Consider the following 12,758-nt stretch of genomic DNA (forward strand, 5'->3'; position numbering starts at 1 on the left):
AACCCAAGCTGATCTCATGTCAGACTCCCCTGCCCGCCATCTCGCCCTGCAAGGCGCCAGCAATTTTCGCGATCTCGGCGGCTATCCGACCACCGATGGCCGCATCACGCGCTGGCGGCACATCTTCCGCTCCAATCATCTCGGCCAGCTCACCGCTGCCGACGTCGAGATCGTCCGCGCGCTGGGCGTCAGAAGCGCATTCGATTTCCGTGGCCTGGAGGAGCGCGCAGCCGGCATCTGCGTCGTGAACGAGATCACGGTGCATTCGCTGCCGATCGAGCCGACCGTCGTCGCCGCGCTGCGCGCCGAGATCGCCCGGGGCATGCTCACCGCGCCCGTGGCGCTCGAACTCATGCGCGAGTCCTATCGGAATTATGTTCGCCACAACACGCACTGTTTTCGCGCGCTGTTCGGCCATTTGCTGGAGGACCGCGCGCCGCTCGTGATCCACTGTACCGCCGGCAAGGACCGCACCGGCTTCGCCAGCGCGCTGATCCTGCACGCGCTGGGCGTGCCCGACGACGTCATTGCCGAGGACTACCTCTTGACCAACCGGCACTATAGGCGCGACGCCTCAAACGTCTCCGATCTTCCGGCCGATGTTCTCGACGCGATCGGCAGCGTCGAGACCTCGTATCTGGCAGCCGCTTTCGAAGCGGTCGGCAGCGAGTATGGCGATCTCGAAACCTATCTGCGCGACGGGCTCAAGCTCGGCGAAGCCGAGCGGGCCGCGCTCAAGGAGCGCTATCTGCAATCTTAGGCCCCCGCGCCGGGAGAACGATGATGCAAGACAAGATCCTGATCGTGACGGGCGCACTCGGCGCGCTCGGCAAGGTGGTCGCCGAGACGGCGCTGGCGCGCGGCGCGCGCGTGGCCGGTATCGATCACGCGCCTTCGCAAGCCCCCGCAAGCGCCGACCGCATCGAGATCGGCGGCGTCGACCTGTCCGACCCGGCGCAGGCAACGACGGCTGTTGAGACGGCGGCAAAGCATTTCGGCCGGCTCGATGCGCTGATCAACATTGCCGGCGGCTTCGCCTTCGAGACCATCGGCGACGGCGACGTCAAGACGTGGCAGCGCATGCATGCGCTCAACGTGCTCACCGCGCTCAACGCCTCGCGCGCGGCGCTGCCGCAACTCGCCGCGTCCAAGGCCGGCCGCATCGTCAATATCGGCGCGATGGGCGCGCTCCAGGCGGGCAGCGGCATGGGGCCCTATGCGGCCTCGAAGGCCGGCGTGCATCGCCTCACCGAGGCGCTCGCCAACGAATGGAAAGGCAAGGTCACCGTGAATGCCGTGCTGCCCTCGATCATCGACACCGCGGCCAATCGCGCCGAGATGCCGAAGGCCGATTTCTCCAAATGGGTGACGCCGCAGGAGCTCGCCGAGGTCATCCTGTTCCTCGCCAGCGACGCCGCGAGCGGCGTCACCGGTGCGCTGATTCCGGTAGGTGGACGGGTGTGATTTCGCTTTGATCGGATCGTCCGAACATCGGCTTGATTCAATCGGAGACGAGAAGGCACTAGACTAGCCGCAACTGATTCTCCGATCGGAACTCCCTTGGAAACCGCGCTTTACCTGCCTGTCAAACGCTTCCTCGAAGAGCTCGGCTTCACGGTCAAGGGCGAGATCGGCGGCTGCGATCTCGTCGGTCTCAGCGCCGGTGATCCGCCAATCGTGGTCATCGGCGAGCTCAAGCTTGCCTTCAATCTCGAGCTGATCCTGCAGGCGGTCGACCGTGCGCCGGCCGGCGACGAGGTCTGGATCGCGGCCAAGATGTCAGTGCGCGGCAAGGGACGCGAGAGCGATGCGCGCTACCGCAATCTCTGCCGCCGTCTCGGCTTCGGCATGCTCGGGGTGACCGATCGCGGCCAGGTCGAAGTGCTGGTGAAGCCGCCGACCGCTGCGCCACGCCGGGAGCCGAAGGTGCGCTCGCGGCTCGTCGCCGAGCATCAGCGGCGCCAGGGCGATCCCGTGCTCGGCGGCAGCACCCGTGCACCGATCATGACGGCGTATCGGCAGCAGGCATTGGCCTGCGCGTCGGCGCTTGCCGAGGGCCCGAAGCGCGTGCGCGAGCTGCGCGAACGCTGTCCTGATGCCGGCAAGATCTTGCTTAACAATGTGTATGGCTGGTTCGAACGCACTGAGCGGGGAATTTACCGGCTCACCGAAGCCGGAGACGCAGCTCTGAAACGCTGGCCTCAGCAACGTGTAGAGGTCGTCGCAGGTGCTGTGTCACCGCCATGACACCCGAACGGTGCATAGCTGAGCTGCCACGCCGATTTCATATTGCAATGCAACATTCAGGGCACTAGGTATCCCGGCATCAAAACGAGGCCGTTATGAGCGCAGACTGGAACACCAAATATGGCACGCGGCGCGTGCGCCACGATCCGCCCACCCTGGACGAGGCTATCTTCGCCGCCGTCGGCATCACCGATGATCAGGCGCAGCAGGCCGAGATCGCCGCAGCCTTGATGGGAATGCCGCTCGACGTTGTCCAGGCCGAGGTGAAGAAGCAGGCCCGCACCAACAGCCGCATCACTGCCACGCGCGTCATCGCCGGCGAACAGGGCGCGCAGCGCTCCGTGGTGGTCGAGCGCCGCGTCGTCCGCCGTTTCGGCAACGACAAGCGCACCGGCACCTGAGCGTTCATTTCACCACCCAGAATACGAAAGCGGACCGGCCATGCCGGTCCGCTTTTTGATTCGTGTCCGTTACCTTCAGGCTATGCGGCGCGACTGCCGTACATGCTCGAGATCAGCTTCCAGCAAGTGCTGTTGAAGCTGAGAAGAGCGCGCCCGGCCGTGAACGGCGACGCCGCAAGATCGGCGAGTTCGGCCTCAGGCGTCCTCGCGAGGTCGATCGTACCGGTCGATTCGCCGTGGCGGAAAGCCAGATGCGCCCCGAACTTCCTGGCGAGCGCCCGCATCGCGTGATTCTCGGCACCCGTGGTGATGCGCAGCTGCTTGTAGCCTTTCCAGCGCGCCTCCGCGATCAGGCGGCGGAACAGCACTGTGCCGACACCCTGGCGGCGCGCGGACGCTTCCACGCTGAAGGCGACTTCGGGCAAGCAATCATGTTCCGGCGGATGCAGCTCGGCCGCGCCGCGGACCACGCCATCGACGATATAGGCCACGATCACGGTGCCGTCCTCGGCGCAGCGGGCGGCGTAACGCTCGATGAAGCTGTCGTCGAGAAAGCCGTTGAAGCGATCATGTCGGCTGCCGGCATCAAGCCTCAGCAGATGATCACGCAGGAGCGGCAATTCTTCCTGCTGAATCAAGGTCCGTACATAGCCGGGAGCGGTGCGGACGGTCTCTTCAAGTACCACGTCAGAAACTCCTCTTGGTGTCCCTCGAGGAGGCGTTCGAATCCCTAGGCCTCCTATATTGTGCATCGCACCATAATTTTCAAGACGGAGACCTGCCCAAGTTAGAGGCAGCGAGAGCGACTAATTCGTTAATAAAATCAAAGTCCCGTAGTCTTACACGACCAGCTGCGTCTGGGTCACCACTGCAACCAGCTTGCCGTCCTCGGTTTCCAGCCGGGTGGTCCAGATCTGGGTCCGCCTGCCGCGATGAACCGGAGTGGCCGTGGCGATGACTGTGGTTCCCTCCTTGGCTCCGCCGATGAAATTGGTCTTGCTCTCCAGCGTGGTCGTGCCCTTGGCATCCTCGGGCAGATTGATCACGGTCGCCGCCGCGCCGACAGAATCGGCCAGGGCCATCACTGCCCCGCCATGAATGGTGTGGTGAAGGGTGCAGAGATCGGGCCGGACCGTCATCCGCGCCACCACGCGGTCCTTCTCGGCCTCGACGAACTCGACGCCCTTGAGCTCGGCGAACGGCATCTTCATCGCTTTAAGTTTCTCGAGCGGCGTCATCACATCTCCTCCCAATTGCTTGTTGTCTAAGGGTGAATTGCTTCGCGCGGCAAAGCAATGACCTCCGAGGTAATGGCGGTGCTGACATATGCGCCGCGTTCGCGCATATGCTCCCTCCATGCGCCACTTCCCGCCCCGCCGCGTCGTCTGTCTCACCGAAGAGACGGTCGAGACGCTCTATCTGCTCGGCGAGCAGGACCGTATCGTCGGCGTCTCCGGCTACGCCGTGCGCCCACCGCAGGTTCGGCGCGAGAAGCCACGGGTGTCCGCTTTCGTCTCAGCGGACATCCCGAAGATCCTGGCGTTGGAGCCGGACCTCGTGCTCGCGTTCTCCGATCTCCAGGCCGGCATCGCCGCCGATCTCGTCCGCGCCGGCATCGATGTCCACGTCTTCAACCAGCGCGACATCGCCGGGATCCTGGCGATGATCCGCACGCTGGGTGCACTGGTCGGCGCCGCCGGATGCGCGGAACACCTCGCGCAAGGCTTCGAGCGGCGCCTTGCGGCAATCGCCGCAGCGCCCCGCCCCTCGCCGCCGCCAAAAGTCTATTTCGAGGAATGGGATGATCCGTTGATCTCGGGCATCGGCTGGGTCTCCGAGCTGATCGAGATCGCTGGGGGCGTGGATGTCTTCCCGGAACTGCGGCATCGGCCGGCGGCAAAGGACCGCGTCATTTCACCGGACGACGTGCGTGAGGCTGCGCCTGACGTGATTCTCGCATCATGGTGCGGCAAGAAGGTCGTGCCCGCCCGCATCAAGCAACGTGACGGATGGAGCGGCATCCCGGCCGTGCGCGACAATCGCATCATCGAGATCAAGTCGCCGATGATTTTGCAGCCGGGACCCGCGGCGCTGACGGATGGGCTAGATGCGATCGTAGCGGCGTTGTGGGGATGAACGTGCCCAATCTGTCCATCATCATTGCGAGCGAAGCGAAGCAATCCATCGTGTCACTGTGGAGGAATTCTGGATTGATTCGTCGCAAGCGCTCCTCGCAATGAGGTCTGAGAAGTCGTCTTCCTCACGTCACCGCGTTGACGACCTGGTACTCCGGCCGGCGCCACACATCGCCGACGATGACATCCTCGATGATCTCGGCCGCCTTCATCACGTCACGCTCGCCGACATAGAGCGGCGTAATCCCGAACCGCATGATGTCGGGCGCGCGGAAATCGCCGATGACGCCGCGGGCGATCAGGGCCTGCATCGCGGCGTAGCCGCTCTCGAAGGCGAAGGAGACCTGGGAGCCGCGACGTTCATGGGCGCGTGGCGTCACCAGCTTCAGGGACGGACAGCGCCGTTCGACCTCGGCAATCAGGAGATCGCCGAGCCCCAGCGAGCGCGCGCGGACTTCGGCGATGTCGACCCTGTCCCAGATATCGAGCGAAGCCTCCAGCGCCGCCATGGCCAGTACCGGCGGCGTGCCCACGCGCATGCGTTCGACGCCGCCGGCGGCGGCATAGGCGAGTTCGAACGCAAACGGCTTCGCATGGCCCATCCACCCCGACAACGCGGCGCGAGCGCCGTCGGCGTGGCGCGGCGCGACGTAGAGGAAAGCCGGCGAGCCGGGACCGGCATTGAGATATTTGTAGGTGCAGCCCGCGGCGAAATCGGCGCCGCTCCCGGCGAGATCGACCGGCAGCGCGCCAGCGGAATGCGCGAGATCCCAGACCGTGACGATGCCAAGCGCATGCGCTTTCGCGGTCAGCTTCGCCATGTCGTGGCGGCGGCCTGTGCGGTAGTCGACCTCGGTGATGTAGAGCACCGCGACCTCCTCCGACAACGCGGTCTCGATCTCCTCCGGCGCCACCAGGCGCAATTGATGCCCGCGCCCGAGCGTTTCGATCAGGCCCTCGGCCATGTAGAGGTCAGTCGGGAAGTTACCGGTGTCCGACAGGATCACCTTGCGCGAGACGTTCATGTCGAGCGCGGCGGCGAGCCCCTGATAGACCTTGAGCGACAGCGTGTCGCCGACCATCACGGAGCCCGCTTCCGCGCCGATCAGCCGGGCGATGCGGTCGCCGACATGACGCGGCTGGGCGTACCAGCCGGCGGTGTTCCAGGCGCGGATCAGCTCGTTGCCCCACTCGCCCGTGATGACGCGGCCAACGCGCTCGGCAACGCCCAGCGGCAGCGCACCCAGCGAGTTGCCGTCGAGATAGATCACGCCGTCGGGCAAATGGAACAACGCCCTGGTGTCGTCGTAGACGCGAAGCCGGGTCATGGACATCCCTACAGAATCGTGCGCACGCGCCAGAGTTCGGGAAACAGCTCGACCTCCAGCATGCGCTTGAGATAGCTGACGCCGCCGGTGCCGCCGGTGCCGCGCTTGAAGCCGATGACGCGCTCGACCGTCGTCACATGGTTGAAGCGCCAACGCCGGAAATAGTCCTCGAAATCGACCAGCTTCTCGGCGAGCTCATAGAGCATCCAGTGCGTCTCCGGCGCCTCGTAGACGATACGCCAGGCCTGCAGCACGCCTTCGTTGAAGCTGTGGGTCTCACGGACATCGCGCGCCAGCACCGCCGCAGGCATCTCGAGCCCGCTGCGGTCGGCGAGGCGCAACACCTCGTCATAGAGGCTTGGCGTTGCAAGTTCCGCTTCGAGCAGCTTCGTGGTCTCCGCATCGTGCGCGTGCGGCTTCAGCATGGCGTGGTTGCGGTTGCCGAGCAGAAATTCGATCAGCCGGTATTGCCGCGACTGGAAGCCCGAGGATTGCCCGAGTTGCGAGCGGAAGCGGGTATATTCGCTGGGCGTCATCGTGCGCAGCACGTCCCAGGCGCCGTTGAGCTGCTCGAAGATGCGCGACATCCGCGCCAGCATCTTCATGGCGGGCTGCACCTCGTCCCTCGCGATGGCCCGACGCGCGGCGCTGAGCTCGTGGATGGCAAGCCGCATCCAGAGCTCCGTGGTCTGATGCTGGATGATGAACAGCATCTCGTCATGCGCCTCCGACAGCGGGTGCTGCGCGCCGAGGATCGCATCCAGTGCAAGGTAGTCGCCGTAGGACATCCGCCGGGCGAAATCGGTCTCGGCGCCTTCGCTCGTAGGATCGTAGTCACTGGACGTCATGACAGGTCCTTTCGATCGATCTTCCCGGGCTTTGCTCAGTCGAGGCCGACCAGGCGGGCGGTGATCGGCGAGGACGGATCCTTCAGCCCGTCGATCACGGTAAAATGGTTGAGGCCGGGCTCGACGACGAGGCGGGTCGGCACGTCGAAGCCGGTCCAGACATTGGCCAGCAGATCGGACTGGCGGATGAATTCGGGCCGCTCGCTGCCGCCGACCCAGGCGGTCACAGGCGAATGCCCGCGCGGCAGATGCAGCGCGGCGCTTTCCAGCGTCGCCTCCTCCATCGTCATGCGCAGCGTCTCGTTCATCTTGGTCTTCAGCAGCGGACGCAGATCGTGCAGGCCGCTGATCGAGAGTGTGCCGGCGATGCGGTTGTAGACGGCGGACTCGAGGCACCTGTCGTCGCACAGCATGCGGGTGACGAGATGGCCACCGGCGGAATGGCCGGCGAGCCGGATCGGACCTGCGACGAGCGAGGCCGCCTTGGCGATCGCGGCGGCGATCTCGGCTGTGATGTCGGAGATGCGCGCGGCCGGCGCCAGCGTGTAGCTCGGCAGCGCCACCGTCCAGCCATGATGGCGCGCGCCTTCGGCGAGATCGGTCCAGGTCGATTTGTCGAAGCGCAGCCAGTAGCCGCCGTGGACGAACACGACGAGGCCCTTGCTGTCGCCGTCGGGCAGGACCAGGTCGAGCTTCTGGCGCTCGCCGGCGCCATAGGCGATGTCGGAACGAAACTCTGTCAGTCCGGCGCGGTAGGCCGCCGCCTGCTCCGCCCAAAGCGCCGGCATCTTGTCCGAGCCCGGGATATGGGCCGAATTGGCATAAGCGTCATCCCAATCGCGCATCGTGCTTTCCTCGGCGGACTTAAGTCCAGCAAGCCGGACACCAGTCTGCCACCGGCAAGGCCGCCATCCTAGTCTTTATTTTAAGCTTAAAGGATTCGGGCGCGCCCGAGTTTCGGGCAGCGGAGCGGCAGATATTCCCGCCCGAATGGGGATCTGATGTGCCGCTTCCCTCATTGCGAGCGCGGCGAAGCAATCCAGAATCTTGCCGCCGCGGCAGCCTGGATTGCTTCGTCGCTTCGCTCCTCGCAATGACGGCGGAAAGAGCTAGGCCTTCTCCACGCCGCACCATTCCGCAATGAACAGCGCCATCGCCTTGGTCGTCTTCTTCAGCGACTCCAGGTCGACGAACTCGTTGAAGCCATGCATCTCGCCTCCGCTGGCCCCGAAACACAGGCTCGGAATGCCGTGATTGAGACCGTAGAAGCGCGTGTCGGTCAGCGCGGTGAAGACGAGATCCTCGACCGCGCCGCCATAGACGGCGCTGAAGGCCTTGCCGAACGCAGCTTCCGGCGCGGCGGCGTCGGTCAGTTCATAGCCTTCGGACAGGAAGCCAGACCATTCAATCTCCGGCGGATTGTTGGCCAGGAAACGGTGGTTTCGCGCTGCCGCAGCAACGCAAGCCGTGATCTCCTTCTGGTGATCGGCGATCGACCAGCCCGGCAATACCGCAATCCGGCAATCGACGTCGCACCAGGCCGGCACGCTCGAGGCCCAGTCGCCGCCCTTGATGATGCCGGGGTTGAAGTTGATGGGATGGTTGAGCGTCTTGAAGTGACGATCGGCCTTGGCGCGCTCGTTCCATTCGATCTCGAGCTTTTGCAATGCCTGGATCAGGTGATACGCCGCCATGATCGCGTTCGCGCCCGAACCTGCGAAGGCCACGTGGGTCGGATGCCCCTTCACGCGCAGGCGAAACCAGATCACGCCGACCTGCGAGCGCACCATCTTGCCGCCGGTCGGCTCCGGAATGAAGCAGGCGTCCGCGCGATAGCCGCGCTGCAGCGTGGAAAGTGCGCCAACGCCGGTGCTCTCTTCCTCGATCACGGACTGAAAGTGGATCCGCGCCGTCGGCCTGAAGCCGGCGGCCTTGATCGCGTCCAGCGCATAGAGCGCGCCGATCGTGCCTGACTTCATGTCGCAGGCGCCGCGGCCGAACATCTTGCCGTCCTTGATGACCGGCGAGAATGGCGGCGTATCCCACAATTCCAGCGGGCCGGCGGGCACCACGTCGCAGTGCCCCTGCAGGATCAGCGATTTACCGCCATTGGTCTGGGGACGGTAAGTGCCCACCACGGAACGAGCCTTCGAAAAATCGTGCTCGATCGGGCCGAAGCCGCGCAGATCCTTCAAATCGTCGACATTGATGTGCCAATCGTCGACCTCGTAGCCACGTTGCCGCAGGAGATCGCCGATCATGTCCTGGCATGGCCCCTCCGCCCCGCGGGTCGAAGGGATCGCGACGAAATCGCGGGTGGTTGCAAGCTGAGCTTCGAAGCCGCTATCGACGGCGTCAAGAATCCTCTGCTGCGTTTCGGCATTCATCAGGGCAACTCCAGGCATCTCAATGGTTCTCAAGGAGTGCGCAAACTAGCCGATTTCAGCCGTTGGGGTACTCCACAAAATAAGCATCCCGCAATGCATCTTCGAGCAGCCGGCCTTCGGAATAGCCATTCAGCGTCGCGGGCCGGCTCACACCGTCGAGCAGGCGCGGGCACGGCTCCGGAGCGCCGAGCACGGTGCGGACCGGAATGCGCTCCGCGTAGATCGGCAACGCATAGTCCTCGTCGTCGTCAGCGACGCCCTTGGCCCGGATCTTGGCCGAGGCTTCCTCGATCTCCATCGCGATGAAGGACGTTGCCTTGATCTCCTGCGCGGTGCTCTGCCGCAGGCCGGCGGTGCGATCCGGGAAGAAGCGGTCGACCATGGCGATCACCGCCCGCTCCTTCTCCTCGGGATCGGTGACGAGATAGGCCGTGCCGAACGCCATGACTGCGCGGTAGTCGGCGGAATGGTTGAAGCCGCAGCGCGCCAGTACGAGGCTGTCGAGATGGGCGACCGTCAGGCAGACGCGCTCGCCCTTGCTCTGGTTGCGCAGCATGCGGCTGGCGCTCGAGCCGTGCCAGTAGAGCCTGGTGCCCTCCCGCCAGAAGAAAGTCGGCGTGCAATAGGGCTGGCCGTCGATCACGTAAGAGACGTGACAGAGCATCGAGGAATCCAGGATGCGATGGACCGTGGCGTGATCGTAAAAGCCGCGATCGTGCCGGCGCTTCACCTGGTTGCGCGCCGACGTCGGATAGGAATTTGAGGTCTCAGTCTGGCTCACGGCCGCTCCCGCTCGGATTGGAAGAATTCCAGCGCAGTTGTAGCGAGGCTTTTGGTCTGCGATAGTTCCAATTCCATGCGAAAAATTCCGACCAATTCCTCCGCGCCCGGCAAGACCGAGCTGCCCCTCGACCTCACGGGGCCGCACATCACGGCCGGCGCCTCCGCCGCGCACCGGCTCTATCAGGCGCTGTGCGAGACGATCGTCTCCGGCCTCGTCAAGCCCGGCGAGCTGCTGCCGCCGTCGCGGACGCTGGCCAGGCAGACCGGCTTCCGGCGCAACGCCGTCGTCACCGCGTATGAGCGTCTGATCGCCGATGGCTTTGCCGACGCAACCGTCGGCTCCGGAACGTTCGTCGCCGCACGCGTCCCTGCGCGGATGGCCGAGCGGAACAAGCCGAAGGTGGTTGTCGAAACGCCCGGGCAAGGCGCGTTCGCGCTCGGCTGCACCCATATCGACGAGCGCGCGGTGCAGCGTTTTCGCGCCTTCGTCGGCCGCCGCATGCGTGCGTTCGGGGCCGAGCACCTGCACTATGGCGATCCCCGCGGCAGCCGCGAGCTCCGCGCGGCGATTGCCGATCATCTGCTGTCGGCCCGCGGCCTGCGCTGCGACCCCGATCAGATCATGCTGACGTCGGGCACGCTGCACGCGCTGCGCATCGTGCTGAGCGCGATCCTCAAATCCAACGACCAGGTGTGGTGCGAGGACCCCGGCTATCCCGCCGCGCGAAAAACCATCGCGCATTGCGGCTATCGCGCCGTACCCGTCCCCGTCGACGAGCACGGGATGCGTGTCGCCAACGGCCGCATCGCGGCGCCGTCCGCGCGCGCAGCCTACGTCACACCGTCGCATCAATTTCCACTTGGCGTGCAGATGTCGATGCCGCGGCGCCTCGAGCTTCTGGATTGGGCAAGGCAGGCCGGCGCATTCGTGCTCGAGGACGATTACGACAGCGAGTTCCGCTATGACGGCGCACCGCTGATGTCGCTCGCCGGCATCGATCGCCTCCAGCGCGTGATCTACCTGGGCACGTTTGCCAAGACGCTGTTTCCGGGCCTGCGCATCGGCTATTGCGCCCTGCCCGAACGCCTGATCGCGGACGTGGCGGCAGCGCGCGCGGCGCTCGATCGCTTTCCCGGCACGCTGATGGAAGGCGCGGTGGCCGACATGCTCAATTCCGGCGCCTTCGCCGCGAACCTGAAGCGCGTGCGAAAACTCTATCGCGAGGCGCGTGATGCCCTCGCCGAGACGCTGGAGGCCAAATCCGACGGCGCTCTATCCGTGCCGGTGCCATCCCACGGACTGCATCTTGTCGCCCGGTTCGATCCGTCGGTCGACCTGTCGGTGGCAGCGCAGGCCAAACGAGCGGCCGGCGCCGAGGGCTGGCTATTGGCCGACACCTATTCGCGCGCGCGTCCGCTGCCCGGATTCGTGCTGGGATTTTCGGGGCATGCAATTCCGCAACTCGTGGCGGCCGCCGACCGGCTCGCGCGGGAATCGCGCTCGGCCTTGCGCGCGAACAGCAGATCGGGCCGGCGGGCGTAACCAAGCTTCACTATCAGAATCGCTGACCGGCCCCTACATTGCGGCTTCAGTTTCGGGAGCTTCGTCATGTCACTTCTTCGCGCCGCCTGCTGTTCGCTCCTGATCGCCACCGCGGTCGCATCGACGGCGCGTGCAGGCAGCGTCGGACGCGAGCAGGACATCGTCGATCTGAAGCTCGGTCAGCGTGTGCTCGTGGATGACGGAACCTGCCCCGCCGGTCAGGTCAAGGAGGTGCGCGGCGCCAAGATGACGGACAAGGGTGTCTCGCGCACGAGCTCCTGCGTGCCGCGGCACGGACCGAAATCGAGATGATCGGCTGAGAAGCTACTTCGCCGGATCGAACATGCACTGCAAGGTCGGCTTGGCGATCTTGGTGAAGGTCGGGCCGATCTCACCCTGCTTGGATACCGGCACCCAATCGGTCTCGATCGTCGGCACGCCGGTCTCGGTAATGCCGCGCAGCAGCGCCTCGCGCAGATCGCGATCCTCGACGGCAGCGGCGGCATGGTCGTGGAGGCAGCCGCAAACCGCTTCCGGATGCTCCCAGCGCCCGAGCATGCGCGGCGCGCACTGCCGCACGAATTCGCTGCGTGGATCGGGTAGCCGGGAGGGCGTGCGAACCTGCGCCTGAACGGAACCGATCGTCAGAAGGGACGCGAATGCCGCGGCGCAGAGACGAAGCAACATGATGGCCTTGCCGGCTGTTGTCTTGTGTGCGGTCAGAAGCGCGCGGCGACCATGATTGGCTGCGCTGGCGTGATGGTGATGGGCGAACCGCTGTACTGGAAGGTGCCGACACCGGGGAGATTACCGTCAGGCGCTCCCGCAAACGAGGAGCCGGCGAGCACGAAACCGAAAGCAAGGATGAAGCTGAGCGCGCGCATGATCTTGTATCCCAATTCGGTGGCCGGCGGTGCGCCGTCGTCGTTGTGACGCTGATAACCATGGGCGGTTTCGCGCGTGATGCGCGAAAAGCTGAAAATGGTTTCGTCGCCGTGAGAATTGTTTCGTCCCGTCCGTGACGACGAAACAATTGTTGGAAAATGCCAGTCATTTCAGAGAGGTCTGGCTGCAGCTCAAAGTGCC

16 protein-coding genes are annotated in these 12,758 nt (G+C 65.0%); 7 read left to right on the top strand and 9 right to left on the bottom strand.

The features are described 5' to 3' along the window. The first annotated feature begins 16 nt into the window (after positions 1–16). The 4 genes from AC1RQP_RS04570 to AC1RQP_RS04585 all read left to right on the top strand — a co-directional run bounded on the left by AC1RQP_RS04570 (position 17) and on the right by AC1RQP_RS04585 (position 2,648). Positions 17–760: a tyrosine-protein phosphatase gene (locus AC1RQP_RS04570; RefSeq protein ID WP_492936064.1), complete on the top strand. Its 744-nt coding sequence runs from the start codon at positions 17–19 to the stop codon at positions 758–760. 23 nt (positions 761–783) lie between these two features. Continuing rightward, positions 784–1,464 (top strand): SDR family oxidoreductase, encoded by a 681-nt coding sequence (locus tag AC1RQP_RS04575; protein ID WP_492936065.1) that lies wholly within the window; start codon positions 784–786, stop codon positions 1,462–1,464. 96 nt (positions 1,465–1,560) lie between these two features. After that, positions 1,561–2,247 carry a DUF2161 domain-containing phosphodiesterase gene (locus AC1RQP_RS04580; protein ID WP_492936066.1) on the top strand — a complete coding sequence of 229 codons (687 nt, stop codon included), beginning with the start codon at positions 1,561–1,563 and terminating at the stop codon, positions 2,245–2,247. 95 nt (positions 2,248–2,342) lie between these two features. Continuing rightward, positions 2,343–2,648, top strand: a complete 306-nt coding sequence (locus AC1RQP_RS04585; RefSeq protein ID WP_028182079.1) for a hypothetical protein — start codon at positions 2,343–2,345, stop codon at positions 2,646–2,648. A gap of 80 nt (positions 2,649–2,728) precedes the next feature. On the opposite strand, the gene AC1RQP_RS04590 is transcribed toward AC1RQP_RS04585, so the two are convergent. Both AC1RQP_RS04590 and AC1RQP_RS04595 read right to left on the bottom strand, forming a co-directional pair. Then, positions 2,729–3,334, bottom strand: coding sequence for a GNAT family N-acetyltransferase (locus tag AC1RQP_RS04590; protein ID WP_061876526.1), 606 nt, complete (start codon positions 3,332–3,334; stop codon positions 2,729–2,731). A gap of 153 nt (positions 3,335–3,487) precedes the next feature. Then, on the bottom strand, positions 3,488–3,886 hold the full coding sequence (locus AC1RQP_RS04595; protein WP_492936067.1) for a PaaI family thioesterase: 399 nt from the start codon (positions 3,884–3,886) through the stop codon (positions 3,488–3,490). A 118-nt stretch (positions 3,887–4,004) separates the two neighbouring features. Between AC1RQP_RS04595 and AC1RQP_RS04600 the strand changes: the two genes are divergently transcribed. Then, a complete protein-coding gene (locus AC1RQP_RS04600) occupies positions 4,005–4,784 on the top strand; it encodes a cobalamin-binding protein (RefSeq protein ID WP_492936068.1) in 780 nt (259 codons plus the stop codon). A 124-nt stretch (positions 4,785–4,908) separates the two neighbouring features. Here the strand turns inward: AC1RQP_RS04600 and kynU are convergent, their stop codons facing one another. The 5 genes from kynU to AC1RQP_RS04625 all read right to left on the bottom strand — a co-directional run bounded on the left by kynU (position 4,909) and on the right by AC1RQP_RS04625 (position 10,127). Next, complete coding sequence (gene kynU / locus AC1RQP_RS04605; RefSeq protein WP_492936069.1) at positions 4,909–6,111, bottom strand: kynureninase; 1,203 nt, start codon at positions 6,109–6,111, stop codon at positions 4,909–4,911. Positions 6,112–6,119: 8 nt separating this feature from the next. Next, on the bottom strand, positions 6,120–6,959 hold the full coding sequence (gene kynA, locus AC1RQP_RS04610; protein ID WP_492936070.1) for a tryptophan 2,3-dioxygenase: 840 nt from the start codon (positions 6,957–6,959) through the stop codon (positions 6,120–6,122). A gap of 35 nt (positions 6,960–6,994) precedes the next feature. Beyond that, the gene (locus AC1RQP_RS04615) at positions 6,995–7,804 is read right to left on the bottom strand and encodes a hormone-sensitive lipase (RefSeq protein ID WP_492936071.1); all 810 of its coding nucleotides are present in this window, start codon (positions 7,802–7,804) and stop codon (positions 6,995–6,997) included. 264 nt (positions 7,805–8,068) lie between these two features. After that, complete coding sequence (locus tag AC1RQP_RS04620; RefSeq protein WP_492936072.1) at positions 8,069–9,346, bottom strand: ArgE/DapE family deacylase; 1,278 nt, start codon at positions 9,344–9,346, stop codon at positions 8,069–8,071. 55 nt (positions 9,347–9,401) lie between these two features. After that, positions 9,402–10,127, bottom strand: a complete 726-nt coding sequence (locus AC1RQP_RS04625; protein ID WP_239623298.1) for a pyridoxamine 5'-phosphate oxidase family protein — start codon at positions 10,125–10,127, stop codon at positions 9,402–9,404. Between the two features lie 75 nt (positions 10,128–10,202). Here AC1RQP_RS04625 and pdxR point away from each other — a divergent pair, with 75 nt between their 5' ends. After that, positions 10,203–11,672, top strand: coding sequence for a MocR-like pyridoxine biosynthesis transcription factor PdxR (gene pdxR / locus AC1RQP_RS04630; protein WP_239623297.1), 1,470 nt, complete (start codon positions 10,203–10,205; stop codon positions 11,670–11,672). Positions 11,673–11,738: 66 nt separating this feature from the next. Beyond that, the gene (locus AC1RQP_RS04635) at positions 11,739–11,984 is read left to right on the top strand and encodes a DUF6719 family protein (RefSeq protein ID WP_239623296.1); all 246 of its coding nucleotides are present in this window, start codon (positions 11,739–11,741) and stop codon (positions 11,982–11,984) included. A 12-nt stretch (positions 11,985–11,996) separates the two neighbouring features. On the opposite strand, the gene AC1RQP_RS04640 is transcribed toward AC1RQP_RS04635, so the two are convergent. Continuing rightward, positions 11,997–12,359 carry a hypothetical protein gene (locus AC1RQP_RS04640; RefSeq protein WP_492936073.1) on the bottom strand — a complete coding sequence of 121 codons (363 nt, stop codon included), beginning with the start codon at positions 12,357–12,359 and terminating at the stop codon, positions 11,997–11,999. Between the two features lie 32 nt (positions 12,360–12,391). Next, on the bottom strand, positions 12,392–12,556 hold the full coding sequence (locus AC1RQP_RS04645) for a hypothetical protein (protein WP_239623294.1): 165 nt from the start codon (positions 12,554–12,556) through the stop codon (positions 12,392–12,394). Between the last annotated feature and the right edge of the window lie 202 nt (positions 12,557–12,758).

This window comes from Bradyrhizobium sp. GW821-FHT13H06, from assembly GCF_058803975.1.

Coding starts and splice junctions, on each gene's coding strand:
- AC1RQP_RS04570 (WP_492936064.1), top strand. CDS start 17: ATGTCAGACTCCCCTGCCCGCCATCTCGCCCTGCAAGGCGCCAGCAAT.
- AC1RQP_RS04575 (WP_492936065.1), top strand. CDS start 784: ATGCAAGACAAGATCCTGATCGTGACGGGCGCACTCGGCGCGCTCGGC.
- AC1RQP_RS04585 (WP_028182079.1), top strand. CDS start 2,343: ATGAGCGCAGACTGGAACACCAAATATGGCACGCGGCGCGTGCGCCAC.
- AC1RQP_RS04595 (WP_492936067.1), bottom strand. CDS start 3,886: ATGACGCCGCTCGAGAAACTTAAAGCGATGAAGATGCCGTTCGCCGAG.
- AC1RQP_RS04600 (WP_492936068.1), top strand. CDS start 4,005: ATGCGCCACTTCCCGCCCCGCCGCGTCGTCTGTCTCACCGAAGAGACG.
- kynU (WP_492936069.1), bottom strand. CDS start 6,111: ATGACCCGGCTTCGCGTCTACGACGACACCAGGGCGTTGTTCCATTTG.
- kynA (WP_492936070.1), bottom strand. CDS start 6,959: ATGACGTCCAGTGACTACGATCCTACGAGCGAAGGCGCCGAGACCGAT.
- AC1RQP_RS04615 (WP_492936071.1), bottom strand. CDS start 7,804: ATGCGCGATTGGGATGACGCTTATGCCAATTCGGCCCATATCCCGGGC.
- AC1RQP_RS04620 (WP_492936072.1), bottom strand. CDS start 9,346: ATGAATGCCGAAACGCAGCAGAGGATTCTTGACGCCGTCGATAGCGGC.
- pdxR (WP_239623297.1), top strand. CDS start 10,203: ATGCGAAAAATTCCGACCAATTCCTCCGCGCCCGGCAAGACCGAGCTG.
- AC1RQP_RS04635 (WP_239623296.1), top strand. CDS start 11,739: ATGTCACTTCTTCGCGCCGCCTGCTGTTCGCTCCTGATCGCCACCGCG.
- AC1RQP_RS04640 (WP_492936073.1), bottom strand. CDS start 12,359: ATGTTGCTTCGTCTCTGCGCCGCGGCATTCGCGTCCCTTCTGACGATC.
- AC1RQP_RS04645 (WP_239623294.1), bottom strand. CDS start 12,556: ATGCGCGCGCTCAGCTTCATCCTTGCTTTCGGTTTCGTGCTCGCCGGC.